At 37.1% G+C, this 26,269-nt stretch carries 24 protein-coding genes; 14 read left to right on the top strand and 10 right to left on the bottom strand.

The features are described 5' to 3' along the window. Positions 1-25 precede the first annotated feature (25 nt). Positions 26-319 carry a hypothetical protein gene (locus H4J39_RS08230; RefSeq protein WP_182227280.1) on the top strand — a complete coding sequence of 98 codons (294 nt, stop codon included), beginning with the start codon at positions 26-28 and terminating at the stop codon, positions 317-319. 83 nt (positions 320-402) lie between these two features. Here H4J39_RS08230 and H4J39_RS08225 read toward each other — a convergent pair whose 3' ends face one another. After that, entirely contained in the window at positions 403-1,461 is a 1,059-nt protein-coding gene (locus H4J39_RS08225; protein WP_182227278.1) for an alkene reductase, read from the bottom strand. Between the two features lie 146 nt (positions 1,462-1,607). Here H4J39_RS08225 and H4J39_RS08220 point away from each other — a divergent pair, with 146 nt between their 5' ends. The 13 genes from H4J39_RS08220 to H4J39_RS08160 all read left to right on the top strand — a co-directional run bounded on the left by H4J39_RS08220 (position 1,608) and on the right by H4J39_RS08160 (position 17,203). Beyond that, entirely contained in the window at positions 1,608-2,189 is a 582-nt protein-coding gene (locus tag H4J39_RS08220; protein WP_182227276.1) for a TetR/AcrR family transcriptional regulator, read from the top strand. Positions 2,190-2,253: 64 nt separating this feature from the next. Further along, complete coding sequence (locus H4J39_RS08215) at positions 2,254-3,357, top strand: efflux RND transporter periplasmic adaptor subunit (protein ID WP_182227274.1); 1,104 nt, start codon at positions 2,254-2,256, stop codon at positions 3,355-3,357. A gap of 38 nt (positions 3,358-3,395) precedes the next feature. After that, positions 3,396-6,452, top strand: coding sequence for an efflux RND transporter permease subunit (locus tag H4J39_RS08210; protein ID WP_182227272.1), 3,057 nt, complete (start codon positions 3,396-3,398; stop codon positions 6,450-6,452). Next, positions 6,449-7,117: a response regulator transcription factor gene (locus H4J39_RS08205; RefSeq protein ID WP_182227270.1), complete on the top strand. Its 669-nt coding sequence runs from the start codon at positions 6,449-6,451 to the stop codon at positions 7,115-7,117. Before H4J39_RS08210 ends, H4J39_RS08205 begins: the two co-directional genes overlap by 4 nt. Before the next feature lie 47 nt (positions 7,118-7,164). Continuing rightward, entirely contained in the window at positions 7,165-8,496 is a 1,332-nt protein-coding gene (locus tag H4J39_RS08200) for a HAMP domain-containing sensor histidine kinase (protein ID WP_182227268.1), read from the top strand. Positions 8,497-8,861: 365 nt separating this feature from the next. After that, positions 8,862-9,542: a TorF family putative porin gene (locus H4J39_RS08195; protein ID WP_182227266.1), complete on the top strand. Its 681-nt coding sequence runs from the start codon at positions 8,862-8,864 to the stop codon at positions 9,540-9,542. Between the two features lie 8 nt (positions 9,543-9,550). Then, positions 9,551-10,285, top strand: a complete 735-nt coding sequence (locus H4J39_RS08190) for an ABC transporter substrate-binding protein (protein ID WP_182227264.1) — start codon at positions 9,551-9,553, stop codon at positions 10,283-10,285. A gap of 152 nt (positions 10,286-10,437) precedes the next feature. Continuing rightward, the gene (locus H4J39_RS08185) at positions 10,438-11,187 is read left to right on the top strand and encodes an ABC transporter substrate-binding protein (protein ID WP_182227263.1); all 750 of its coding nucleotides are present in this window, start codon (positions 10,438-10,440) and stop codon (positions 11,185-11,187) included. 17 nt (positions 11,188-11,204) lie between these two features. Further along, positions 11,205-12,698: a methyl-accepting chemotaxis protein gene (locus H4J39_RS08180; protein ID WP_182227262.1), complete on the top strand. Its 1,494-nt coding sequence runs from the start codon at positions 11,205-11,207 to the stop codon at positions 12,696-12,698. Positions 12,699-13,059: 361 nt separating this feature from the next. Then, a complete protein-coding gene (locus tag H4J39_RS08175; protein ID WP_182227261.1) occupies positions 13,060-14,841 on the top strand; it encodes an ABC transporter ATP-binding protein/permease in 1,782 nt (593 codons plus the stop codon). Positions 14,842-14,861: 20 nt separating this feature from the next. Further along, a complete protein-coding gene (locus tag H4J39_RS08170) occupies positions 14,862-15,425 on the top strand; it encodes a DUF1415 domain-containing protein (protein WP_182227260.1) in 564 nt (187 codons plus the stop codon). A 92-nt stretch (positions 15,426-15,517) separates the two neighbouring features. Continuing rightward, the gene (locus H4J39_RS08165; RefSeq protein WP_182227259.1) at positions 15,518-16,306 is read left to right on the top strand and encodes a hypothetical protein; all 789 of its coding nucleotides are present in this window, start codon (positions 15,518-15,520) and stop codon (positions 16,304-16,306) included. 42 nt (positions 16,307-16,348) lie between these two features. Beyond that, complete coding sequence (locus H4J39_RS08160; RefSeq protein ID WP_182227258.1) at positions 16,349-17,203, top strand: glucosaminidase domain-containing protein; 855 nt, start codon at positions 16,349-16,351, stop codon at positions 17,201-17,203. 49 nt (positions 17,204-17,252) lie between these two features. On the opposite strand, the gene H4J39_RS08155 is transcribed toward H4J39_RS08160, so the two are convergent. The 9 genes from H4J39_RS08155 to H4J39_RS08115 all read right to left on the bottom strand — a co-directional run bounded on the left by H4J39_RS08155 (position 17,253) and on the right by H4J39_RS08115 (position 26,218). Then, positions 17,253-17,990, bottom strand: coding sequence for an outer membrane protein OmpK (locus H4J39_RS08155; RefSeq protein ID WP_182227257.1), 738 nt, complete (start codon positions 17,988-17,990; stop codon positions 17,253-17,255). A 60-nt stretch (positions 17,991-18,050) separates the two neighbouring features. Continuing rightward, on the bottom strand, positions 18,051-19,343 hold the full coding sequence (locus tag H4J39_RS08150) for an NCS2 family permease (protein ID WP_182227255.1): 1,293 nt from the start codon (positions 19,341-19,343) through the stop codon (positions 18,051-18,053). A gap of 18 nt (positions 19,344-19,361) precedes the next feature. After that, positions 19,362-20,324: a tRNA 2-thiocytidine(32) synthetase TtcA gene (ttcA, locus tag H4J39_RS08145; RefSeq protein ID WP_182227253.1), complete on the bottom strand. Its 963-nt coding sequence runs from the start codon at positions 20,322-20,324 to the stop codon at positions 19,362-19,364. A gap of 127 nt (positions 20,325-20,451) precedes the next feature. Continuing rightward, the gene (gene uspE, locus H4J39_RS08140; protein WP_182227251.1) at positions 20,452-21,378 is read right to left on the bottom strand and encodes a universal stress protein UspE; all 927 of its coding nucleotides are present in this window, start codon (positions 21,376-21,378) and stop codon (positions 20,452-20,454) included. Between the two features lie 146 nt (positions 21,379-21,524). Beyond that, positions 21,525-22,244, bottom strand: coding sequence for a fumarate/nitrate reduction transcriptional regulator Fnr (gene fnr, locus H4J39_RS08135; RefSeq protein WP_182227249.1), 720 nt, complete (start codon positions 22,242-22,244; stop codon positions 21,525-21,527). Between the two features lie 43 nt (positions 22,245-22,287). Beyond that, positions 22,288-22,965, bottom strand: coding sequence for a sulfite exporter TauE/SafE family protein (locus H4J39_RS08130; protein WP_182227247.1), 678 nt, complete (start codon positions 22,963-22,965; stop codon positions 22,288-22,290). Between the two features lie 5 nt (positions 22,966-22,970). After that, a complete protein-coding gene (gene ccoS / locus H4J39_RS08125) occupies positions 22,971-23,183 on the bottom strand; it encodes a cbb3-type cytochrome oxidase assembly protein CcoS (protein WP_182227245.1) in 213 nt (70 codons plus the stop codon). Between the two features lie 29 nt (positions 23,184-23,212). Next, the gene (locus H4J39_RS08120; RefSeq protein WP_182227243.1) at positions 23,213-25,621 is read right to left on the bottom strand and encodes a heavy metal translocating P-type ATPase; all 2,409 of its coding nucleotides are present in this window, start codon (positions 25,619-25,621) and stop codon (positions 23,213-23,215) included. Positions 25,622-25,723: 102 nt separating this feature from the next. Next, entirely contained in the window at positions 25,724-26,218 is a 495-nt protein-coding gene (locus H4J39_RS08115) for a FixH family protein (RefSeq protein ID WP_182227241.1), read from the bottom strand. Positions 26,219-26,269 lie beyond the last annotated feature (51 nt).

Raw genomic sequence — 26,269 nt, 5'->3', positions numbered from 1 at the left:
ACTTAAAACATAAAGTTGAATTTAAATGCCACATTGCCATGAATTTGCAGTATTTTCAGTGATTAAAGCAAATCAAAAGCGAGTTATTGAACTTAGTCAACGACTGTTCGAAGAAATGAATAGCGAGAGAAATATTCTGGTATCACATAATATTTTTGTTAAAACGGATAATGATGAAGAAATATCTTGGCAGTTGGTTTGGCTAAATGAAGAAGCGGTTACAGAAAACGCGCAAAAATGGCCTACATTTCCTAGTAGTAGTGAATTAGAGTCATTGGTGGGAAAGAAACTTTACTATGGGTATTTTTTGGCTATTTAATTTATCGCTTAACGGTGCTCGATTAAAGGTAATTATTTAAAGGGGCGTGAGGCGAAGCAACCTATGCTCCACCTCATTTTTTTTTATAGTAAACTTGTTAACATATCAGCATTGTATTCAACTAAATTTTTATTTTCTCGGACTCTAGCGACATAGTCAGGGTTCGCAATAAAAGGGCGCCCAATAGCAATAAGGTCAAATTTGTTCGCAGCAATTGCGCTACTTGCAGATTCAGGCGAATAACTTCCTACGCCGACTAATGTCTTACTGTAGTGAGCGCGAATATAACTTGACGCTTGACCATCTAAATAATCAAACTTCATTGAATCATCAAAGATACCCAAATGTAAAAAAGCAAGGTTACGCTGCTCAAGTTCCTTGAGGAAATAATCAAAGACTTGGCGGTCTCTTGCATCTTCAGACATGAAAAAATAGGCACCTGGACTTATTCTTAACGCGGTTCTATCTTCGCCGATACTGGCAATAACGGCGTCAACAACTGCTAGTGGAAAACGTGACATGTTTTCAGGTGTCATGCCATATTCATCAGTGCGTCGGTTGCTGTCATAATGAAGGAATTGGTCAATTAAATAGCCATTTGCACCATGAATTTCGACACCGTCAAAACCGGCTTCAATGGCATTTTTTGCGGCTTGAGTGTAATCAGCGATTAATTGCTCGATATCTTGATGAGTAACCGCTTTGGGTACTTGGTAGTTCAAGTCACGCATTCTCGGTACCGTACCTTCAACACCGACCGCCGAAGGAGCTAAAACATCACTAGATCCATTGTTGTTGTCTTTGAAAAAATGAGGATGGGCAACACGGCCCGTATGCCAAAGTTGGGCAAATATTTTACCGCCTTTATCATGAACCGTCTTGGTGACAAATTTCCACGCATTAATTTGCTCTTGCGTAAACAATCCCGGTGTATTTGGGTTACCTTGACCATCAGGGCGAATGATTGTTGCCTCAGAAATTATCAAACCAGCTTCCGCTCTACGACCATAATATTCAGCCATTGCTACCGTGGGTACTAGGTTGTCATCAGCCATACAACGGGTTAATGGCGCCATTAAAATACGGTTATTTAAAGTGATTGTGTTATTTAATGAATAAGGTTGAAATAAATTACTGGTCATTGGTTTCTCTTTTTAATGTGTTTTTTCTTTCTTGAATATGCGTTCAAGATAGCGCTATTTGAACGATCATTCAAGTATTATTTTGAATGATTGTTCAAAATTAAGTATCATGTCGATATGTTAAATAAAGATGTTAAATTTTAATCATGAGAAACGCTGAGTTTGACCGAGAAAAAGTACTGAGATCTTCGATGAGCTTATTCATGGAAAAAGGTTATAGCAGAACCAGTATGCCCGACTTGAAAAAAGTGACAGGTTTACACCCAGGCTCAATTTATTGTGCATTTGAAAATAAACGCGGCTTACTTTTAGCGGCGATCGCGCAATATAAAGCCGATCGTAATGTGGAGTTCTCACATTTTTTCTTAACCGATGATACGATTCTGTCACAGTTAAAAAAATACTTAGACCATATGGTCAGTGAGTGTGTGAGCGGAGATCCAGCTAAAGGCTGTTTATTTATCAAAACACTTTACGATTCAACAGAAGAAGATAAAGAAGTACAAGCGGTCATTGCTGAAAATGTATCTCAATGGCAACAAGCGTTGGCAGATAAATTCAAGCAAGCACAATCAGCTAAAGAATTATCGATAGATAAAAATAGCGAACATTTAGCCCGTTTTTTAGTCATGGGCATATATGGACTACGTACTTTTGCTCAGTCCAATCCTGATCAAGACACTTTGCAAGCCTTAGCAGAACAATTATTTAACAGCATTCGTTATTAACCTGTCGTTAACTGTAAAGCCGTTATAATGTAAATATTATTGAAAATTTTTCATGGAGTCTCGTATGCGTTTATTTTTATTAGCTTTTTCTGTTATCACTGTACTTTCAGGTTGTGATAAAGAAGAACAACCTTTCAAAGAAGTTATTCGTCCTATTGCTTGGCAAGAAGTTCAGCAGTCTTCTTTTGACCAAGTACGCCGTTTATCTGGGACTATTTACCCGGTAGAAGAAGCTAATCTAAGTTTTGAAGTGGGTGGCAAAATTCAATGGATAAAAGTAAAACTTGGCGATGAAGTCAAACGCGGCGATGCACTTGCTCGCCTAGACCAGCGAAACTTTAATCTGAGTCGTCAATCTGCAGAGGCGAACTTACAAAAAAGTTATGCCGCATTGTCTGAAGCTGAAAATGAATATAAACGCTATGCTGAATTATCATCGAAAGGTTTAGTGTCAAAGTCAGGTTTTGATAATGCCAAAGCGGCTTTTGAATCAGCGACCAGCGCGGTAAATATTAGTAAGACACAGCTTGATATTGCTAAAAAAGACTTAAGCGATTCAATATTAACGGCACCTTACAACGGTAAAATAACGAAACGTCTCAGCGAGCCATCAATGCAAATTTCTCCTGGCCAAGCTATCTTTCAAATTGAAGGTGATGATGGTTTAGAAGTGCAAGTAATGGTGCCTGAAACTTTGATTAGAGATTTATCTAAAGGTAATGAAATTGATATCCATTATCCCGCTTTCCCTACCTTAAATAGTAAGGGCACTATCGCTGAAATTAGTTCTCGCGCAGCAACAGCGAATGCTTTTCCGGTGACGATCCTCATTAATACTGAACTTAAAAATTTACGAGCAGGTATGACGGCAGAAGTTGATTTTACCTTTCAAGGTATTGGTCGTACCGGTTATCAGGGTAAAGCTTTCCGTCTACCTATATCAGCGCTAGCAGCAGATGAAGGGCAAAAATCGTATGTTTTTGTTTATAACGTTGAACAGCAAAAATTGCATAAACGTATGGTACAAACCGAAAGTATTTTAAATAATGAAGTATTGGTTTCTGCAGGTTTAGCTTCAGGAGAAATTATTGCTATTGCCGGTGTTTCTTTTCTGCGTGATGGTCAATCAGTTCAGTTGCTTGATAAACATGTAAAGCGTTTTAATTAATAATGTCATCTGATGACTAAAGACTTTAGAGACCAATTATGAATTTAACTAAAATTGCTTTTACTTACCGAAAATCCATCTTAATGGTGCTGGCATTATTACTCATCAATGGTGTTTTTGCCTATTTGACTTTACCCGCACAAGAAAATCCAACCATTACCATTCGCAAAGCGATTGTGACAACTTCTTATCCAGGGATGGCACCTGAACGTGTTGAGCAATTAATTACCCGAGCCATTGAAAAAGAAATAAGAAAAATCCCTGAAGTTGAAAAATTAACCTCTACCTCGATGACTGGCCAATCAGTGATCCACGTTGAAATTTACGATCGCTATTTTAATCTAGATAACATTTGGCAAGACTTACGTAATAAAGTTAAGCAAGCGCAATTGAATTTACCCGAGGGTACTCGTCCGCCTTTTGTTAATGATTCTTTTGGTGATGTTTCTGTGGTGACTTTAGCCTTAACCGCTGACGGTTTTAATTTAGGTGAAATGTATGATGTTTCTAAACATATTCGCGATAATTTATACAGTGTTTCCGGCACTAAGAAAGTTGATATTATTGGCGCTCAAGCTGAGCGAATATATCTTGAAGTAAAAACGGCTAAACTTGCTCAGCTGGGTATTTCGCCGCGCAGTATTATCAGCGAACTACAAAATCAAAATATTATTAGCCCCGGCGGACAAATTGATACGGGTTTACGTTCAATTGTGGTGGAGCCAACGGGCAACTTTTCTTCCCTTGAAGAAATAGGTAATACCCATATCAGTATTACGGGTACTGACGATACTATCGCGCTAAAAGATATTGTTAATTTGCGCCAAGGCTATATTGATCCGCCAGATAAACCCGCATACTTCAATGGTGAACCAGCCATTATGTTTGCCGTTTCAATGCTTGAAAAATATAACTTATTGGAATATGCGCCAAGAGTCAAAGACATGGTTTCGCAGATTGAGAACACTTTACCTATAGGTTATAAAATCAATATTGCGACGTATCAAGCCGATCAAGTTCAAAAATCTATCCAAGGTGTATCAATCAATGTAATACAAACATTAGTCATTGTTTTATTAGTTGTTATCTACTTCTTAGGATTACGTACCGGTTTAATTGTTGGCTCGATTGTCCCTTTTGTAATGTTAACGACTTTGGCAATTATGCAATTTACCGGCATGACATTAGAGAAAATGAGCTTAGCGACACTTATTATTGCGCTGGGTTTACTGGTTGATAACGGTATTGTCATCGCTGAAGATTTTAAAAGACGAATCGAGCAGGGCATAGACCGCTTTGATGCTATGTGCCAAGGGGGTAAAGAGCTTGCGATGCCTTTACTCAGCTCATCAGTGACGACCATTTTATTCTTCTTACCGTTAATGCTTGCTGAACATGTTGCAGGTGAATTTACCCGCTCGGTATCGCTTGTTATATTAATTACTTTAATGACTAGCTGGGTTTTAGCCTTGTGCGTAACTCCCACACTTTGTTACTTCTTTATTAAAGTTGAAAATAATGGCGATAAAGCGGTAGATAAACCGACAGAAAATTCAACAACATTTTATCAAGTATATGAAAAGTTCCTGCATTGGGTTTTAGCTCATAAAGCGCTTTTTATGGCAATGATGGTCATCACGTTAATCATATCTCTTAGTGGCTTTGGCTTGTTAAAAAAGCAGTTCTTTCCTGACTCTGACCGCACTCAAGTAATGATGTACATAGATTTACCTAACGGTACATCAGCGAGAGAAACTAATCGTCAAATGCACGATGTGTTTACTTGGTTGGACGATAAAGCGCATTTTCCTGAAATTACTAACTATTCTGGTTATTCTGGTTTTAATGGTCCACGTTTTGTCTTAACACTGAACCCCGAAGATCCAGCAAATAACAAAGGCTTCGTTGTTATTAATGTTAAAGATGGCACACAATTAAATACTTTTGTGAATAAACTTCATAACGGTATTATTGAAACTTTCCCCAATGTTTCAGGCCGTGTTAAGCGTATGTTTGCGGGACCTTCTGATTCTAGTTCTATTAGTATTCAAGTAAAAGGTCCTGATAAAGACATTTTATATGAAAAAGCTAAAGAAATTATGGCGGTATTACAATCGGTTCCTTACACTAAAAATGTGCGTACTGATTGGGAAAACCGTATTGTTAAAATGCAGGTTAAAATTGATCAACATCGAGCACGTCGCGCAGGTGTAACCTCTTCTGATGTAGCCACTGCATTACAAGGTTATTTCAGTGGTGCTAATGTTACAGAGTATCGCGATGGCGATGATATTATTCCTGTGGTGTTTCGAGCAGAAGAAGAAGAGCGTTTTAATTTAGATAGGCTTAGAACTGTTTCAATATTCTCAAACCAATCAGGATTATCAGTACCTTTATTTCAAGTGGCTGATTTTATACCTGTTAATCAGTATGCAAAAATTCAACGTGAAAACATGTTTACGACTATCACAATTGAAGCCAGTAATACCGAAATGACCGCTGAAGATTTAAAAGTGATTATTGATGCTGATATCGAAGCACTAAAAGCCGATTTACCGGTCAATCATTTAATTGAATATGACGGTGTTATTGTGCAGTCAAAAGAAGCACAACAAGCTCTTGGTGCTAGCATGCCGATGGTTATTGGTTTGGTGTTAGTGTTATTGGTCATGCAATTTAATTCGTTTCGCCGAGCTTCAATTATCGTTCTGACCATCCCTTTGTCACTCATTGGTGCCGTTGTTGGTTTATTAGTGATGAGTGCACCTTTTGGTTTTATGGTGACGTTAGGTATCTATAGCTTGGCAGGTATTATTATTAACAATGCGATTGTCTTAATTGACCGAATTGAAATAGAACGCAAAGAACATAAAAATGACTACCAAGCCATTGTTAATGCATGTTTAACACGCTTGCGACCTATAACGATGACGACAGTAACCACGATTATGGGCTTGTTGCCGTTGTTAATGGACTCAATGTCAATGTTTTATGGTATGGCTACAGTATTAGCCTTTGGCTTAGGTGTTGGCACTATTTTAACGTTAGCCGTTGTGCCTGTATTGTATGCCAGTTTCTTTAAGATCAGTCGATGATAGTGCATGTCTTACTCGTTGAAGATGACTTAGACTTAGCGACAACCGTTATTGATTATCTCGAATTGGAAGGTATAACCTGTGATCACGCAGCTAACGGTATTGCGGGACTAAAGCTTATAAACACTCATCATTTTGATGTCATGATCCTCGATGTTAATATGCCGCGCATGGATGGCTTAACGGTTTGTAGAAAAATGCGAGAGCAGGGCAACAACACACCTATTTTGATGTTAACTGCTCGAGATACATTAGATGATAAACTGGCTGGCTTTGCGGTAGGTTCAGATGATTATTTAGTTAAACCATTTGAAATGAGAGAACTTATTGCCCGTATTCATGTGTTAGCAAATCGCCGCAGTGGTCAAACGAACCTATTATCACTGTTCGGTCTTGACGCTGATTTTGGCGCTAAAACATTAAAACGGCAACAACGTACGTTACAATTGTCACCAACAGGTTGGAAAATCCTTGAAGTACTGATGCGAAAATCGCCTGAGGTTGTTTCAAAAAAACAACTATTACAATCTGTTTGGGGACATGAGCTACCAGACAGTGACAGTTTGAAAGTCCATTTATTTAAATTGAGACAACAAGTCGATACCATCAATGAAATTAAGCTTATTCATACGGTGGCGGGACAAGGTTTTGTTTTTCGTGCATGATGAGATTAATGAACATTATAATAGATACTTTATAGTTAATAATTGATATGAGTAAAACTAAGAAAAAACCGCAAACCCTTCGTCGATACGTTTTAAAAGTACAAAGCATGATTGCCTTAATTATCGTGCTTAGTTACACCTTAGTGATTAACTTTTATTTTATTCATGGGCTTGATGAAGCTAACTTTCAGGATCTTCATTTAGAAAGTAATGATTTTGCACGTCAATATCAAAAAAATATCGACCATCCACTGCCTAATACAATTCACTTTCAAGGTTTCTTAGGTTGGAAAAATCTTCCCATCGAAATACGAGAGCACTTTGCTGTCTTTGAAAATGTAAAAAAAATGGCGATGGATAACATTCGACTATTCAGTGAAGACACTTTTATTTCATGGCCAGAGCAGGCTATTTTTGTTATTGCACAGCCATTATTTGATGGTAAAATTTTTTATTTAGTACGAAAAATAAATATTAAACAATATGATGCCTTAAGCCAAATGGGAATCAGTAAAATGTTCCAGCTAACGTGGCCAATCGCATTAATATTCTTGTTAGTGATGCATTTCTCTGTCCAGTTATTACTTAAACGAACGTTAAAACCCTTTTACCGTATTGGTGATTGGGTTGAAAGTTTAACCCTTGAAAATGTTGAACAAGATACGCCAAACTTTGAATTCTATGAATTAACAGCGATCGCTGTTCAACAGCAAAAAGCGCTATTAAGGCTCAGTGCTATGATTGGTAAAGAACAAGACTTTTTACGACATGCAAGTCATGAGTTACGAACCCCGATAGCGGTTGTTAAAAGTAACAGTGAATTATTAACCCGAATATTCTCTAGCGAAAATAATAAAGACAAAGGTGAACAGTCTTTAGCCCGTATCAGTAGGGCAGCACTCAATATGCAACACACCACAGAAACACTATTATGGCTCAGCCAGGAACACTCCATTGAGCAAAGCAATCAACATACATTGGCTTTAGTCGAAATAGACTTAAATTTGATGATTAACAACTTGGTTGAAGATAATGCGTACTTATTACAAAGTAAAAAAGTTGAAATAACACTTAAACTAACGCCTACTCATATTAAGGTACTTGAAACACCTTGTCGTTTGATCCTCAACAACTTAATTCGCAATGCATTTCAATATACAGCGGAAGGCGAAGTTATTATTCAATGTAGCCAAGGCCTCGTTATCGTTGAAAATATTAATATAAGTGAAGGTGACTTTGATCACAGTGGTGCTGATTACGGTTATGGTTTAGGTTTAAGGTTAGTTGATAAAATCGTCAATAAGATGCATTGGTCATACCAAAATAATGATGTAAGTGGAGGCCGTAAAGCGATCGTTGATTTTCGAACCCCTATTTAATTTACCTGATTTCATCTTTATCGAGATGGGTTAATGTCTTGGCGTAGTACCTTAATGCCCTTTAGGCTAAGTCACACAAACTTATTACACCCTATTCATCGCGAAGTTAATTATTAGATAATAACATCCATATCGACTAATCATTATCAATGGAAAATAACATAAAGTAGAATTAATACACCAATTACCTAATACCCATACCACTTAAATAACTCATCTGCTAACGTTTATTTCAGTAACCACCATACAAGTTCTTCACCATCAATGAGTTGAGTTAGCTCATCTACTAAAGAATATCAGTAAAATATTGTTATTAAGCGATCAGTGACTATAATTTTATAGATATCTTTTATAGGACTAACTTAATGAAAAAACATTTAATATTGGTAACTACTTTACTTACAATGTCTTCATCTGCGTTCGCTGACTGGTCATCAACAGTTACAGTAGCAAGCGATTATCTTTTTAATGGTGTTAGCCAAACAGATGAGGGACCAGCACTTCAAGGAAGTCTTGATTGGTCAGGTGCGGGTGGTTGGTATGCGGGTGGTTGGGCGTCAAATGTTGATTTTGGTGATGATACGAATATTGAAGCAGATGTTTATCTTGGTTATTACACGGCGGTAAATGATATCGTTAATCTTGATGTTGGCGTTGCTCAATATACTTATAACGGCGCAAGCTATAGCTCTGACGGTAACTATACTGAGATATATACTAAATGGAATTTTGGCGCTACCGATTTAAACTTTTGGTATGCTTGGGATTACTTTGGAACAGGTGCAGGTCATTACATTGTTATGTTAAATCATACTTTTACCATTAATGATGAGTTAACTTTATTAGTGGGTATTGATAGATCGACCAGCTTAGATGATGACAAATGGCAATGGGAGCTCGGTGACGATAGTTATAACCACTGGCAAGTCACCAGTAATTTTAGCACGAATGGTTTCGATTTTTCTTTGGGCATTCACGGAACTGATTTAGACACTTATGGTGACACTGCTTTACTGCTTACTGTTGCCCGTACCTTTCAATTTTAGGAGTTTTCATGTTTCATAAATTAATAAAAACTATTTTGATTTTATCTTTTAGTGCACCCGCGTTTAGCGATACCGTCCATCTAACCTCGTTAACTTGGCCACCATATTCAGGAAAGACTTTAAATGAACAAGGCGCTTCAGTTGCTGTAGCTAAGGCTGCGTTTAAGGCAATGGGGCATGAGTTGAAAGTTGATTTCTTCCCTTGGAGCCGTGCTGTAAAACTTGCATCGCAACCAGACTCAAAATATGCAGGTTACTTTCCTGAGTATTACTATGAGTCAAATGAGTTTTCATTTTCTAATCCGATGGGGAAAGGCCCTTTAGGATTAATTGAAAACAAGAAAAAACCGATAGTATGGTCTGCGGTTAAAGATTTAACGCAATACAAAATTGGCGTAGTGCAAGACTATGTGAATACGGCTGAAGTTGATGCATTAATTGCTAGTGGCGAAATAAAAGCGCAAACCGCTACCTCTGATGAAACCAATATTCGTAAAGTTGCGGGTGGTCGAATTGATGCTGCGGTTATCGATACCAATGTTTTTAGTTACTTACTAGCGAATAGCAAAGACTTAGAAAAGGCGCAAGAACAAGTACAGATGAATGCTAAGTTGTTGACAGAAAAAGAATTGTTTGTTGCCTTTAAAAAGAGTACCGAAGGTCAGCAATGGTTAGCTATCTATAATGAAGGGTTAAAGAAGATTGATATTACGGCGGTGATGAAAAAATATTTGAATAAATAGGACCTTATGTCAATTTTACATAAAGAATAGTTTTCAGGCTAACTCAATAGATTGCTGTATTTACGCACTTTGTTCTTAATGAATATGACATCAGTTGATTAAAATCAGATGTGCGTAATTCACACAATTATACACTATACAAGGTTAATACGATGAAACTAGTTATTGGTTTACTTACTATTATTATTTCACTGCCAGCTTCTGCAGCGACAGTTACTATTCGTGCGGACGACTGGTTTCCTATGAATGGCGACCCTAGTAGTGACAAGCAAGGCTATATGATTGATATGGCTACAGCAATTTTTACAGCAGCAGGACATACAGTTGATTATAAGGTAATGCCATGGGAAAGGGCGGTAAACTCGGTTCGTGAAGGTAAATTTGACTGCGTTGTTGGAGCGTACCCTGAAGATGCACCCGATTTTATTTTTCCTTCCTTGAACTGGGGAATGGATGGTACGGGATATTATGTTAATAATACATCAACTTGGCAGTTTACGGGGTTTGATTCGCTATTAACTCAAAAAGTAGGTGTTATTAGTGGTTATGCTTATGGCGAAGAGTTTGATGCGTTAATAAAAAGTCGACCAGATGTTTTTAAAGATGTTTCAGGAACCGATGCTTTGGAAAAAAACTTCAAAAAACTTGTCAATAATCGAATTGATGTTGTCGTTGAATCTGTTTCAGTAGCGAATGCAAAATTAAAAGAACTTGGTTTTAATGAAGCACTAAAAAGCGCAGGGACTAACGTTGAGAAAGCCCCTATTTACATTGCTTGTTCACCTGCAAAACCGACCAGTAAAATGTACATTGAATTAATCGAGAAAGGTACACAAACACTTAGAGAATCTGGACAGCTTAAAGATATTCTAGATAAATATGGCCTGCAAGACTGGCAGTAAAGAGGTATAAAAATTATATGAACGTTACTAAATCTATTTCATTTAAACTTATTTTTTCAGCATTGATTATTGTCACTACACTCGTCATTTCTTTTGGCGTGTATGATTATATGGCACAAAGTAATCTACTGAAAAGTAAGCAAATAAATCAACTTTCTTTGGTCGAATCTCGATTGAAACTTAATTTGCCTTCTGCTGTTTGGAATTATGAAGAAGATCAAATGAAGGGTATTTTAAACTCTGAGCAACAATCAGAAGATATCGCTTTAATAGAAATAACCAATGAAGATAAAAAAACAATATCTCAATCAAAAGGAAAGAAAACAAAGGAAGCGATCACTTTTAAGTTACAACATCTTGAAGACGGTCAAAGTACCAGTGTTGGTAATGTTACTTTGTTTATTGACAGTTCTTCAATAGATATCGAGTTGTCATCTTTAGCTTCTCGCATCATTGTTAAAGGAGTCTTACTTGACGTATTTTTAATTTCAGCGATCTACTTTTTATTCGCTAAACTAGTAACGCAGCCTTTAAGTGAAGTTGCCAATGCTTTAGAGAATATTGCGCGCGGAGAAGGCGACCTAACGCAGCGATTACGCGTTAAACGTGAAGATGAAATAGGTCTTGTTGCAGAGTCATTCAACGTCTTTGTAGATAAAATTCAATTACTTGTTCAATCTATTCAATTATCAGTAAAGCAGACTTCAGAGGTGTCAAAAAATGTATATCAAGCTTCTGAGGCCAGTCGTGGGCATTTAGAGAATCAGCAGTCGGAAACTGACCAAGTAGCGACTGCGATTACAGAAATGTCAGCATCAGCAAAAGAGATTGCCCATAACGTACAATTAACTGCAGGATCAGCAGATCAAGCAAACCAAGATGCACGAGCGGTATCCGCTATTATTAAAGAGTCTATTGAGTCGATAAATGGCTTATCAGATCACCTTAATGAAGCTACCAATGTGGTTGGTGCACTTGAGGATGATGTTAAAGGCATTGTTTCAGTCTTAGATGTGATTCGCGGAATTGCTGAACAAACAAACTTATTAGCGTTAAACGCTGCTATTGAAGCTGCTCGTGCAGGAGAGCAAGGGCGTGGTTTTGCTGTGGTTGCAGACGAAGTTAGAGCTTTGGCCAGTCGAACTCAAGAAAGCACCGCACAAATTCAGCAGACCATTGAACGTTTACAAACAGGGGCTAAATCAGCTGTTCATGTTATGGAAGATAGTCAGGTTAAAAGTAAGGCGTCGGTTGAAAATGCACTCAGTTCAGGTGAGTCTATTAGTAGCATTTTAAGCTCTACAGAACAAATTACTGAAATGGCGACGCAAATTGCCTCGGCGGTTGAAGAACAAAGTACTGTCGCAGAAGAGTTAAGCAGCAACGTCAATAGAATTGTTAGCGCAGGTCATAGCAGCTTAGAGCAATTAAATGCGATGACAAAAAATTCTCAACTGATGCAAAGTTCTTCAGATGAGCTTAATAAATTAACCCAACAATTTAAAGCTTAGTTAAATTTATGGGCGTATGATTCTATTATAGATAGATTTTAATCAAGTAATTGAAGGGAGATGCTTTAATAACCATGGTGTTCCCCTTCGCGCTTAAAGACTGATTATAATTTGCTAACAACAAATTATAATCAGTTTTTTTTATCTGTGTCCTTAAAGTAATCTTAATGATTAAAGTGGCTTTAAAGGTTTGGTGGGAGTGCCATCCTTAATATGCTCAGTTATAGCCACTATGGTCTGTCAAAGTTTTTTGAATTAAGCGCACACAGATGCTGTGTTCGCTATGGGGGCTTTTCTTGATTGCTTTAAGTGATTAAAGCCGTTAAAGTTTGCCTAATTCCTACCAGAGTAATATCCCTTAATGCGCAGATCTTCGTACCCGTCACCTGAAAATACCACCATTAATTGGCGAGTGCTAAAGTCACTTATTCCCTACCTACTTGAATTTAAAGTGCGTATAGGTTTTGCGTTGTTTTGTTTGGTGTTAACTAAACTCGCGAGTGTTTATCTCCCTTTTATCTTAAAAGATATTGTTGACGGACTTGATGCTCAACAAGAAAACAATATTTTCATTGTGCCTTTTGCTTTAGTCGCCGCTTATGGTTTAGTGCGTTTAACTATTGTGTTACTTGCAGAAATACGCGACACCTTATTTGGTCGTGTTACTGAACGAGCGATCCGCCGTATAGGTTTGAAAGTTTTTGAACATTTACATCAACTTGACCTAGACTTTCATTTGAACCGTCAGACAGGTGGACTCTCGCGAGATATTGACCGTGGCACGTCTGGGGTTAACTTCTTAATGCGCTTTATGGTCTTTAATATTGTGCCAACCTTACTCGAAATAGTGATGGTTATTACTATATTATGGGTCAATTATGGTATTTGGTTTGCGTTGATCACAGGTCTCTCTATTACGTGTTACATCGCTTATTCTATTTATGCAACTGAATGGCGAACTAGGTATATTCGAGCGGCAAATAAAGCTGATTCATCGAGCAACACACGTGCAATAGACAGTTTGTTAAATTATGAAACGGTCAAATATTTTACCAACGAATCTTATGAATCAAACGCCTACGATATTCAATTAGCCGACTGGGAAAAAGCCAAGATGCAAAACCGTTTATCGTTGTTTGCATTAAATGGTGGTCAGGCCATTATTGTGTCGTTAGCGATGACGGCAATGTTAGCATTAGCCGCTTACCAAGTGACCCATCAACAAATGACTTTAGGGGACTTTGTCCTGGTTAACGCTTTTATGATGCAATTGTTTATACCGTTGAACTTTTTAGGTTTTGTCTATCGAGAAATAAAAGGCTCTTTAGCAAATATTGAACAAATGTTTACGTTATTACAAAAAGTACCTAAAGTTGTTGATGGTAAAAACGCGAAAGAATTAACGTTAATTAATGGTGCGATTAAATTTGATAATGTTAGCTTTTTTTATGATGAGACAAGACCTATTTTAAAGAATGTTTCATTTGAGGTTAAAGCCGGTCAAAAAGTGGCTGTCGTTGGAGAAAGTGGCTCTGGAAAATCAACCTTGGTTAAACTACTTTTCCGTTTTTACGACTGTCAACAAGGACGAATTGAAATAGACGGTGAAGCTGTAATTGATATAACTCAGCATTCACTCAGAAAAAATATCGGGATTGTGCCACAAGATACCGTGTTGTTTAATGAAAGTTTATTTGAAAATGTTAAATATGGGAATGTGAATGCGAGCAGCGCGGAAGTAGAGGAAGCTGCGAGGTTGTCACACCTCAGTGAATTTATTAGTTCATTACCCAACGGCTTTGATACCGTTGTCGGCGAGCGTGGTTTAAAACTTTCAGGAGGCGAAAAACAACGGGTTGCTATCGCTCGAACTATCTTGAAAAATCCAGCTATTTTAGTGTTTGATGAAGCAACTTCGTCGCTTGATAGTCATTCTGAACAAGCTATTTTAAAAGCAATTAAAGACGTTGCTAAAGATCACACCAGTCTAGTGATTGCGCACCGATTATCTACGATTGTAGATGCAGACAACATTATTGTTCTGCACAAAGGGGAAATAATTGAACAAGGTGATCATCAAACGCTGCTAAGCAAGCAAGGTCATTATGCTAATATGTGGCAATTACAGCAAAACAACGCTTAATCAAAATTTGTGAGTTAAAAATGATTAATAAACAAATGAGCACTGCTGATGTTTTACAAACACAGCAGTGGTTAGAAGAAATTATTATTGGTTTAAATTTTTGCCCTTTTGCGAAAAAAGAGTTTGTGAATAACACTATTCATTATCAACTTTGTGAGGCTAAAAAAATAACCTTAGCGTTAGAAGAGTTAACCAAGCAATTTGAAAAGTTGGTGCACGAACCTAATGTAGAAACAACATTATTGATCTTTAATGAAGGTTTTAAAAGCTTTGAAAACTATTTAGATTTACTCGACCATGCTAATGATCTATTAATAGCATTAGGCTATGAGGGGGTCTTTCAACTCGCTAGTTTCCATCCTGATTATTATTTTGAAGGTCAACCGTTCAATGCAGCTTCTAATTATACTAATCGTTCACCATTACCAACCATTCATTTAATTCGAGAAGCGAGCATGGAAAAAGTGTTGTCTGTTTATAAAAATCCAGAGAATATACCTGATAATAATATTGTTTTGGCTGAAAAAAAGGGCACTCATTACTTTCAAACTATTTTACAGCGCATTGCTAAATCTCACTCATAGTCTCATTATTTCTTGTAGATAATTTATGCTGTTTTCCAATATGAAACCAACTTGCTATAATGTTAAAAATTTAAAGAAAGGTAGTCATTTTTGTGGATGAAAAAAAAGTAGTACAAATGGGTGGTAGTATAGAAAAATCACTAAAGGGTGAATATACCATCGATGTTTCTTCAGTCTTAAAAGAAGCTTGGCAGTTAACACTTCAATCTCGTATTGCTATTAATTTAGGTTTGTTTTTCACCCTTGTGTTAGGTGTTATTGTGTCACTTTTGATCAGTAATGCGATGGGAGGAATTGAACAGGTTATTCAAGACCCGCAGTCGACGACATTATTAAATATCGTGGTCACTATGATCATCTATCCCTTTTTAGTAGGGGTGGAAATGATGGGGGTTTTCCATGCCGTCGGCTTAAAGACCAATAGTAAATTGATCTTTGCTTTCTTAAAAAGAGGAAGTTGGGTCGCTGTTTGTGCGTTGCTAACGTCAGTATTAGTAACCTTAGGAATGAGTTTGTTTTACTTACCCGGTATTTATTTAGCTGTTGCTTTATCACTCACCTTACCTTTAGTGGTAGAGAAGAAACTATCTCCAATAAAAGCGATTGTTTTGAGTTTACAAGTTACACGCTTTCAATGGTTTAAGTTACTCGCCATTTATACATTTTTGTTTTTAGCTTTGTTTTTATCAATATTGCCGTTAGTGATTATTGCTAACACTCAATTTTCAGTGATTGGTGTTATGTTTTTCTTAATCGCATTAACTTTTCTAGCACCACTATTTTATAATGTTAAAGGTATTTTATACCGTGAGATTTTTGGTATGCAGCTGCAAGCAATTGATGTACCAGCGAACCAAACAAGTGACACATTTTCAGCTTAAATCTCTACAGACATCAATATGATTGTCAGTAAAAAGGACACTATGAAAATTCAAACTATTTTAAAAATGTTATTAATAAGTGCATTAGTTATTGGACTTGTTGCACCTTTTACATTTCTCAAACCGACACTTAACCCTCCGCCATTGGTTGTTAATAAAGTTGTACCCGTGGTTGTGGTCAAAGAAAAAGTTGTTGAGCAACCCCTTCATGATGTAAACATACCTAACTTTGCCTCTATTCGTGATGTAAAAGCTAAAAAACGTCAATTTTTTCAATATATTTATCCAGCTATTGTAAAAGAGAATAGAAATTTGCTTGCCTTAAGGCTTGAAGTTTTGACTATGATTGAAGTGCTTTTTCTTGAAGAAAATCTTTTAGACGAGCAACAAGCATTACTTGACCGGTTAATAAAAAAGTATAAAGTGAGTGAGAAATATTCGCCATTACAACAGCTTAATGAGTTACGGTTACGTATCGATGTAGTGCCTATCGAGTTAGCGTTAGTACAAGCCGCGAATGAATCTGCTTGGGGAACATCTCGATTTGCTCGGATAGGTTTGAATTTTTTTGGCATGTGGTGCTATAAGAAAGGTTGTGGCATGGTGCCAAGTGGCAGAGATACCGGTGCTAAACATGAAGTGGCCGCATTTAATAGTGTCGAACATGGTGTGCAACGTTACTTACATAATATTAATACCAACCATGCTTATGGTGTTTTTCGCACTATCCGCGGACAGTTGCGCGCACAAAAGCAGCCGTTGTCTCCGCAAATATTAGCGACTGGTTTAATGCGTTATTCAATTCGTGGCACTGACTACGTGTTAGAAATTACTGAAATGATCCGTCATAATAAAACCTACTTTGACAACATACGAGCAAAGATAAAAACTATTTAGTGGTACTTAGCGATAAACTTACCACTAAAATTTATTGATTTTAGCCTTTTTATAAATGAAGCTTAACTAATAGGCTGACAACGCTTTGATTATCTAATCCGTTAATGCCATATTTATTATGCCAGTAGGAATATTCGATACCAACCTCCATAACTTTTCTCTTTGAGAAGTTATGGCTTAAATCCCATTTCAACTGCGGGTTGAAGTGAAACTCTGCACTGTGGTCATCAACCGCTGACGACCAATCAATAAAACCATCCAACATAAAATCTTGTTCACCGACACTAAACGGATACCCCCAAGAGAGCGTGAGCTGAATATCATTATCCGTATTATCATTGCTAGCATGGTACAAGTTTGTATTTACAAAGGCAAAGCCACTTATATCCCAAGCCGCGCCTAGGCCAAGTAAGTAACTATTGAAAGCAAAACCCACTCCATTATCATTACTGGTGTTATGCTCCCAAGTACTCGCTATATATAAATCTTTAATAGGTCCGAAGGTTAATTCTTTATTGGTTAAATAACTCATACTTAATCGCGGTGACAATTCACCATAGGTTGAGTCGAATTTACCATTGTTTGCATCACTACTCGCTGTAGTTCTATCAACAAAGAAGAAGGTATCACCCCAGTTATGACCTGATATATGCTCAAAAGTGATGACATTAACATTATCATTACCAAGTAGTTCAAAATCACTGGTATTTTTCAAATAGCTAATGCTGTTTTCACTCCATAACGTTTGGGCTGAAGATAAAAATGCTAGTGACGACAATATACTCATAACAGCTAACTTTTTTGAATATGTCAGCAACAAATTATTCATAATAATTGACCCTATAAATTACGCAAAGAAAATAAATTTAACTAAAAATAAACTCGCCAGTATGATTAAACTCATATTAATTTTATGAAAATGTCCACTAAATAAACGTACAGCAACATAGCTGATAAAACCAAAAGCAATACCATTAGCAATAGAGAAGGTTAAAGGCATGGTTATACATATAACCGCAACAGGAACCGCTTCTGATAAATCATCCCAATCAACATTAACAAGTCCTGCAAGCATTAGCACTGCAACGTAAAATAATGGGCCAGCAGTTGCATAAGGCGGTACCATCGCGGCAAGAGGAGAAAACAAAAGTGACAATAAAAATAAAACCCCTACCGTTACTGCGGTTAAGCCTGTTCTACCACCGGCACTAACACCTGCGGTACTTTCTACATAGCTCGTTGTGGTTGAAGAGCCGAGTACTGCACCTGCAATGGTTGCTGTTGAGTCTGCTAACAGTGCTTTGCCCAAACGAGGTAAACTACCATTTTCATCGAGGAGGTTGCCACGTTGTGCCACAGCAATTAAAGTACCTGAGGTATCGAATAAATCCACAAACAAAAAAGCAAATATAACACTTATCATACTCACTTCTAATGCACCAATAATATCAAGCTGCATAAAAGTGGGCAGTACAGAGGGGGGCATAGATATAATACCTTGATAGCTGACATCACCAATGAGTATGCCCAATGCCGTTATAACGAGTATCGATATCATGACAGCACCATTGATACCTCGATTGACCAAACCAACAATAAGAAATAATCCAATGGCGGCAAACACCGCTTGAAAAGACGTTATATCACCTAATGTTAATAGTGTCGCGGGGCTGTCCACCACAATACCTGCATTCTTTAAGGCAATAAAAGCAAGAAACAATCCGATACCCGCAGCAATGCCAAAACGTAATGAATGTGGAATTGAGTTGATGATCCATTCGCGAATATTAAACAGGCTAAGTAATACAAAAAAACAACCAGAGATGAATACACCACCTAAAGCGATTTGCCAGCTATAGCCCATTTCTAGCACTACGGTATAGGTGAAAAAAGCATTCAATCCCATACCAGGCGCTAATGCGATAGGGTAATTAGCTAACAAGCCCATCACAAAACAGCCAATAGCAGCAGCAAGACATGTTGCAACAAATATTGCCCCGTGGTCCATCCCTGTATTTGCCAACATCGCAGGGTTAACAAAAATAATGTAAGCCATGGTTAAAAAAGTCGTCAAACCCGCAATGATTTCTTGTTTTACATTCGTGCCGTGTTCCGTTAATTTGAAAAGTTTTTCAAGCATATTTTTAGCCAGGTATTATTATTTTATTTCGATAATATTCAATGCGTTATTAAATGATAGATTATTTTTTGAATTATGCTCAATATTAATGTTATCGGTTAATTGAGGAGCAACGATAAGTTCATCATCAAAAGCGATATCACCGCCATTGATAACCCCTGATTGAGCATTAATAGCTTTAAAATCAAATAATTCGCTATCGCATAAATGTGAGGGAACAACGTTGCGAATTGCTGTAAACATTGATTCAATTCGTCCTGGGTGATTCACATTCCAGTCTTGTAGCATCTTCTTGATATTTTGACGCTGTAAATTAGGCTGAGAGCCACATAAGTTACAAGGAATAATAGGGAAGGCTTTGAGTTGAGCGTATTGTATTAACTCGGCTTCTTTACAAAAAGCTAAAGGGCGGATCACGACATGTTCGCCATTGTCTGAGACCAATTTTGCTGGCATCGATTTTAATTTTCCGCCATAGAACATATTCAGCATTAACGTTTCAACCATATCATCACGATGGTGGCCTAATGCAATTTTAGTGGCGCCTATTTCTGCCGCGACTTTATATAAAATGGCTCTGCGTAAACGAGAACATAAACTACAAGTGGTTTTACCTTCAGGGATTTTGTCTTTAACAATTGAATAGGTATCTTCTTGCGCTATTTTGTATTCAACCCCCAACGATTCTAGATATGCGGGCAAAATATGCTCAGGAAAACCAGGTTGTTTTTGATCAAGGTTAACTGCCACGATATCAAAATGAATGGGCGCAGATTCTTTCAATAACATTAAAATAGCGAGTAGGGCATAACTGTCTTTGCCCCCAGAGACACAAACCATTATTTTATCGCCATCTTCTATCATATTGTATTGTGCAATAGCTTGACCAACATGGCGTCTTAAGCGTTTTTCAAGTTTACTCAGCTGTATTTTTTGGCTGGCTGTTAAAGTTGTTATTGGTGTCGCTGATTGAGCGCTCATAGTGTTTCCTAGTGCTATTTATAATGAAAAAATATCGATTTTTACGGCGCGTAGTATAGCAAAAAGCCAAGAAAACTCTTGGCTTTTTAATTTATATTTAAAGATCTAAACCTGACGCTAATAGACCTTATGCTAGAGGCGAAATGTAGCCATCAGGTTTAATGGCTAATACATCACAGTTTAGACGGTCAATTACGTGCTCTGCGGTATTGCCGATCAATGCTGCTGAAATTCCTGTACGGCCAATGGTTCCTAAAACAACTAATTCTGCATCGATTTCGTTAGAAATACTTTGAATAACATCTTCAGGTAAACCCTCTTTCACGTGCGTGTTTTCAATGGGTATGTTGTAACTATTTGCATGACTTTCCATTGCACTTCTATGGTGGTTAAACATGGTCTCGTTATATTCGCAGGCATTAAACTCTGGGATTTCAATGGCAATATTTACAGGCGTACCTGGGTAAGAATTAACTAAGTGGATATTAGCCTTAATGAGTGATGAGAAAGCAATCGATTCTTGAGTTAATTTTTTATTAAGTGCTTTGTGCTCTTCATCGTCACTGCCCATGTTAAGTGCGGTAAGCAAATTACCATTGCTTGGCCAGCTATGATCTTTAACAAGTAATACAGGACAAGGGCATTTTCTGAGAATATGCCAGTCTGTTGGCGTAAAAATAACAGATTTTAGCTTATCGTGTTGATGTGTGCCTTTGATAACAATATTAAAATTTTCAGCAAGCACTTTTTTGATTATTTTCTCAAATGGACGGTTATGCCAAATAATACAAATGTCTATGTTAATATTATCGTGATTAATTTCAGAAATTTTTTCTGCTAACCATTGTTGACTATCATTAATAACAGACTGGCGCATTGCTTCACGTTCTTCGCCAGAAAGCATCGTCGTCATTTCATAAGATAAATCATAAATGGTTAAAAATGCGGTGATTTCTCCCCCACTATAGCGAGCTAATTCAATAGCACGCTTTAACGCTTTTTGATTTTCAGTGGTGGGGTCAATAACGGCTAATATTTTTTTATACTTTTCCATACATTTACTCCTAACGCATTAAATACTAATAATATTAACAATAGACTATATTTGGTACATGTTATTTGCGTTACATCATAATATTTCAATAAAAAAAATGCTTAACATGATCAATGTTAAGCATTTTATGTAAATTTCTATAGAAACTAAAGTGAAGCACACTCGTTAAGTTTATCCATATCTAAAATAGTAATAAGCTTACCTTCGACGCCAATCAATTCATTTTTTTGAAAACGATTTAATAATCGGCTAATCGTTTCTACCGTTAGGCCAATATAATTACCAATATCGCTTCGCGTCATGGTTAAGCGAAAGTCTGTCGCTGACATCCCTCGCGCATGATAACGACTCGCTAGTGTTGAGATAAATGTCGCCAAGCGCTGTTCAGCATTTTTACGATTAAGTAAGGTTAACATTTCTTGATCTGAGCGTATTTCCGAACTCATCATACGCAGAATTTGTTTTTTTAACTTCGGCATAGTATTCGATAATGTATCGAGTGTGTTGTAGGGTATTTCACAGACCATTGATGTTTCTAGCGCTTTTGCAAAGCTAGGGTGTTCTGATTCTGCAATAGCATCAAAACCTAATAAATCGCCAGCTAAATGAAAACCGGTAATTTGTTCTTCCCCTTGTTCATTTACCGTGAATGTTTTAAATGTTCCAGAGCGAATAGCGTACAACGCTTGCATTTTATCGCCGTCTTGAAATATTTGTTCACCTTTATGAATAGGGCGTTTACGGTCGATAATACTGTCTAGCGTATCAAGTTCTTTCTCATTTAAAGAAAACGGTAAACATAGCTCACTGATACTACAATTTTGACAATGAATGTGCTGAGATGTAGAACATGGCTTTTTATACATATTAACCTAAATGATTTATTTATCTTTAATAATTTCGATCATATTAAAACAACTGCTGATATGCAATCATTAAACTGTATATTCCATACATAATTATCATAAAGGCCATTGTTTTTTTAAATTTCATGTTAGTTAACAAAGACTTTATTCCAAAAGAACCTAATGAAATACTCAACAATGCCGGCAAGGTACCTAAACCAAAACATGTCATTATCAAGGCGCCACTTAGAGTACTTCCACTCGCTAATGACCAAGTTAAGGTTGAATAAACTAAACCACAAGGTAGCCATCCCCAGATAGCGCCTAATGCTAAAGCTTGTTTAGTATTTTTTACAGGGATAAACCTCTTACTTAATGGTGATAAAAAGCGCCAAAGCACTTTACCTATTTTTTCAACTTTTGATAGCCACATTAGCCATTGACCCAAGTATAAGCCTAGTAATATTAAAAATACTGCGGCGAACAGTCGAAGAAAACCTAAGGGCACACCAATATTTTTTGCAGCAATCGAACTACTAAAACCAACGATACCACCAATTAAGGTATAAGAAAAAATACGGCCAAAATTATAAGCACTGACCAGTTTAAATTGATCACTTACCTTATGTTGAGGAGATATTGCTGATGTTAGCATAGTGGTTATGCCGCCACACATGCCAATGCAATGGCCCGAACCTAATAAGCCAATAATAAAAGCAGATAAATAATCAATACTTAGCATATTAGTTACTTAATACCCGTATCATTGTCTTTTTTTTCTATACTGTTAGTTTCAGTTGAACGCTCAGCGCTTTTATTTTTGTTATCATCAAATAAAATACTCATGCCTTGTTTTTCTAAATCATCAAATTGTTCAGTTTTTACTGCCCAAAAAAATAGATATATGCCTAAGGCCGTTAGTATTATCGCAATAGGGATCAAAATATAAATAATGCTCATTGTCTTTATTCTCTATTTTTGTGTCACGATTATTTTTTGAGTAAACGTAATGAATTGGTGATCACTAATATTGAACTCGCCGACATGCCTATTACAGCCATGTATGGAGTAATGAAACCTGCAACGGCAAGTGGTAATACGATAGCATTATAACCAAATGCCCATAAATAATTTTGCCAAATAATACGGCGTGTTTTACTCGCGACACGTGTCAGCGTTGTTACTGACTTTAAACGATTATTCAATAAAATAACGTCTGCACCGCTTTTGGCTATATCAGTACCACTACCCATCGCAATAGAAATATGAGCTGCGCCAAATACGGGGGTGTCATTTACGCCGTCTCCAACCATCGCAACGGTTGAACCATTGGGTTGTCGCTTAATAATCGCCATTTTATCTGTCGCCGTCAAAGTACTGTGTACTTCATCTAAATGAAGTAACGCTTGAACTTTGTTACATCCCACTGCGTGATCACCTGATAGCATAATGGTATATATATTTTTTTTCTTCAAATTACCTAAGAGTTTTTTAGCATCTTCACGGATCTCATCCGTTAAATAAAATGCCGCCACTAATTTATTATCTTCTAATAATAAACATGAAGCGGTTTCAAATTCAGTTAATTTGTTTGTTTCACTCAGTAACCATTGTGGTTTACCTATCCGATAGTATTTACCATTCACTTTACCCTGAATGCCAAAACCTGATTTAATCTCTACCTGTTCAGTGGTGTATGAATAATCACGAAATGATTTAAACGGTTTGGCTAAGGGGTGTTCTGAATAAGACTCAAGTGCTGCTGCTATAGATAAAACTTGCTGTTTACTATATTTATAATGCTCACTATTAAATAGTTGAGTTCGATTAATAGAAAAATCACCCGAGGTTAAGGTACCGGTTTTATCAAAGGCAATGGTGGTTATCTTAGGTAAGGTCTCCATAACATGTGCTGATTTTATCATGATGCCTTCGCGGTTTAAGCGTGTGGTCGCACAAGTTAACGCAGTGGGTGTGGCAAGAGACAAAGCGCAGGGGCAGGTAGCAACAAGAACAGACAACGTGATCCAAAAGGCTTCCTCAGGTAAATGTTGATGCCAGTATAAAGCGGTACCTATAGCGGTCAGTAAAATAAGAGCAACAAAATATTGTGCTATTTTATCTGATAATTTAGCTAATTTGGGTTTATGTGCTTGAGATGATTCACTTAACCGTATGAGTTGGCTTAAAAAAGAATGTTCACTAGGCTGTTTTACTTCAACGTTAATATTACCGTCACCATTTATAGTACCGGCAAAGACTATATCGCCCACCGCTTTATTTAAGGGTAATTGTTCACCTGATAACATCGCTTCATTAAGCTGGCTACTACCAGAAATAATGGTGCCATCGGCAGGGACAACTTCTCCAGGCTTTATCAAAACAATATCAAGAGGGCAAAGTTTTTTAGCAGGAACCAGTATTTCTTTTTTTATACCGTCTTCATTGATGAGCTTTGTTGCTGTCATTGGCATTAGCTTAAGCAAGTTAGCTGAAACTTCTGCTGCTCGACTTCGTGCTCTAAATTCTAAAAACTTACCAATAAGCAATAAAAAGGTGAACATTGACACCGATTCAAAATACACTTCACCTTGCTGAGTAATGGTCGCCCATGCACTGGCTGAAAATGCGAGAGAAATAGCGATAGCAACCGGTACATCCATCGATAAGCGCTTTATTTTTAACGCATTAATCGCGCCTTTATAAAAGGGTAACGCGCCATAAGTAACAATAGGAATGGTTAAAAATAAGCTTGCATAACGTAAGTATATTAAGTTGTACTCATCCATACCTGAAAAAGCGCCAAAGTATAATCCAAAGGCAATCATCATCACCTGCATCATCAAAATGCCAGAAATACCTAAACGCTTGATGTAATTATTACTTTGAGTTTTGTTCAGTTGTTCTGCGGTACTTGCTTTGAATGGGAGTGCTTGGTAACCAATTTTGGCAATACGGTTAATCAACTCACTCAATTGAACGTTATTATTATCCCAACGAATTGTCGCGCGCTGTGTTGTGGCATTAACATTTATGTTTATTAATCCCTTAACCTTGATAAGTTGCATTTCTATAAGCCAAGCGCAAGCTGCGCAGCTTATGCCATCTACGGTAAGGATAGCTTCATTATAGTCATCGGTTTTATAAGTAAATTCACTTTGTAAGCCGTCATCATCAAGTAGCTTATTACGTTGTAACTGCTCAGGTATAAGCGGTTCACCTTTTTGTGCGGGTGCTGTTCTAAAACGATAATACTCACCTAAACCGTTATCAATAATTGCTTGGGCGACACACTGACAACCAATACAACACATTGGCTGTTGGGTCTGCTCTATTTTCAATGATAAATTTAGGCCATTGGGGACAATTTCACCGCAGTGATAACAAAGTGTTTTCATATATTTAGAGCCAAAAAAATAAGGAGTATTTTATACCTGTATGATGTTTTTAGAGCTTAGGTGAGGTTGCCCTGCACCTAAGTTAGAAGAAGCTATACGATATTAGTTCGCTTCTCTGATATTAGGAATAATATCGATAAACTCACTTTGAGGTAAGGTGATCGTGTTTTGAATTTTCCAGTGGTTTTCAAAAGGGGTAATCGTTAGGCGCCACTTTCCTTTTACGGGTTCATCAAAAACATGTCTAAAACTACCATTGCCATCAGCAGTGAGTGCTAAATAGAAATCTCTATCAGCAAGAGTGGGGTGATAAAAATTAAGATTTAAAACAGGAAATACTTTTTCAATACCTGTAGGTTTGATAACTAACTCGTTATTTACCAGCTTTAATGCAAAACGCATCCCTAATTTTTGTGCAAGCTTTACTTTAGAGACTTCTAAATTAATTGCTTTACCTTTTTTGTAGTAATCTCCAACCACTAATGGGTCAGGGTTAGTGTTAGCGATAATATAAGTTGCAATACCAGCAACAACTGCAGTAGCAGGGAGAATAAAAACGAACCAAGCCCAAGGCTCTTTATACCAAGATGTTTTCATGTAAAAATTTCAGTTGATAAAAGTGATTGTATTATACGACTTTTTTACAAT

The sequence above is a fragment of the Colwellia sp. Bg11-12 genome, from assembly GCF_014076955.1.
In the GTDB taxonomy this organism is placed as follows: domain Bacteria; phylum Pseudomonadota; class Gammaproteobacteria; order Enterobacterales; family Alteromonadaceae; genus Colwellia_A.
The sequence above is the reverse complement of the archived record's forward strand: the minus strand, read 5'-3'. Positions and strand labels throughout refer to the sequence as shown.

Bases quoted from the DNA above. Each gene is read 5' to 3' on its own strand.
- H4J39_RS08230 (WP_182227280.1), top strand. From the start codon at position 26: ATGCCACATTGCCATGAATTTGCAGTATTTTCAGTGATTAAAGCAAAT.
- H4J39_RS08225 (WP_182227278.1), bottom strand. From the start codon at position 1,461: ATGACCAGTAATTTATTTCAACCTTATTCATTAAATAACACAATCACT.
- H4J39_RS08220 (WP_182227276.1), top strand. From the start codon at position 1,608: ATGAGAAACGCTGAGTTTGACCGAGAAAAAGTACTGAGATCTTCGATG.
- H4J39_RS08215 (WP_182227274.1), top strand. From the start codon at position 2,254: ATGCGTTTATTTTTATTAGCTTTTTCTGTTATCACTGTACTTTCAGGT.
- H4J39_RS08210 (WP_182227272.1), top strand. From the start codon at position 3,396: ATGAATTTAACTAAAATTGCTTTTACTTACCGAAAATCCATCTTAATG.
- H4J39_RS08205 (WP_182227270.1), top strand. From the start codon at position 6,449: ATGATAGTGCATGTCTTACTCGTTGAAGATGACTTAGACTTAGCGACA.
- H4J39_RS08200 (WP_182227268.1), top strand. From the start codon at position 7,165: ATGAGTAAAACTAAGAAAAAACCGCAAACCCTTCGTCGATACGTTTTA.
- H4J39_RS08195 (WP_182227266.1), top strand. From the start codon at position 8,862: ATGAAAAAACATTTAATATTGGTAACTACTTTACTTACAATGTCTTCA.
- H4J39_RS08190 (WP_182227264.1), top strand. From the start codon at position 9,551: ATGTTTCATAAATTAATAAAAACTATTTTGATTTTATCTTTTAGTGCA.
- H4J39_RS08185 (WP_182227263.1), top strand. From the start codon at position 10,438: ATGAAACTAGTTATTGGTTTACTTACTATTATTATTTCACTGCCAGCT.
- H4J39_RS08180 (WP_182227262.1), top strand. From the start codon at position 11,205: ATGAACGTTACTAAATCTATTTCATTTAAACTTATTTTTTCAGCATTG.
- H4J39_RS08175 (WP_182227261.1), top strand. From the start codon at position 13,060: ATGCGCAGATCTTCGTACCCGTCACCTGAAAATACCACCATTAATTGG.
- H4J39_RS08170 (WP_182227260.1), top strand. From the start codon at position 14,862: ATGATTAATAAACAAATGAGCACTGCTGATGTTTTACAAACACAGCAG.
- H4J39_RS08160 (WP_182227258.1), top strand. From the start codon at position 16,349: ATGAAAATTCAAACTATTTTAAAAATGTTATTAATAAGTGCATTAGTT.
- H4J39_RS08155 (WP_182227257.1), bottom strand. From the start codon at position 17,990: ATGAGTATATTGTCGTCACTAGCATTTTTATCTTCAGCCCAAACGTTA.
- H4J39_RS08150 (WP_182227255.1), bottom strand. From the start codon at position 19,343: ATGCTTGAAAAACTTTTCAAATTAACGGAACACGGCACGAATGTAAAA.
- ttcA (WP_182227253.1), bottom strand. From the start codon at position 20,324: ATGAGCGCTCAATCAGCGACACCAATAACAACTTTAACAGCCAGCCAA.
- uspE (WP_182227251.1), bottom strand. From the start codon at position 21,378: ATGGAAAAGTATAAAAAAATATTAGCCGTTATTGACCCCACCACTGAA.
- fnr (WP_182227249.1), bottom strand. From the start codon at position 22,244: ATGTATAAAAAGCCATGTTCTACATCTCAGCACATTCATTGTCAAAAT.
- H4J39_RS08130 (WP_182227247.1), bottom strand. From the start codon at position 22,965: ATGCTAAGTATTGATTATTTATCTGCTTTTATTATTGGCTTATTAGGT.
- ccoS (WP_182227245.1), bottom strand. From the start codon at position 23,183: ATGAGCATTATTTATATTTTGATCCCTATTGCGATAATACTAACGGCC.
- H4J39_RS08120 (WP_182227243.1), bottom strand. From the start codon at position 25,621: ATGAAAACACTTTGTTATCACTGCGGTGAAATTGTCCCCAATGGCCTA.
- H4J39_RS08115 (WP_182227241.1), bottom strand. From the start codon at position 26,218: ATGAAAACATCTTGGTATAAAGAGCCTTGGGCTTGGTTCGTTTTTATT.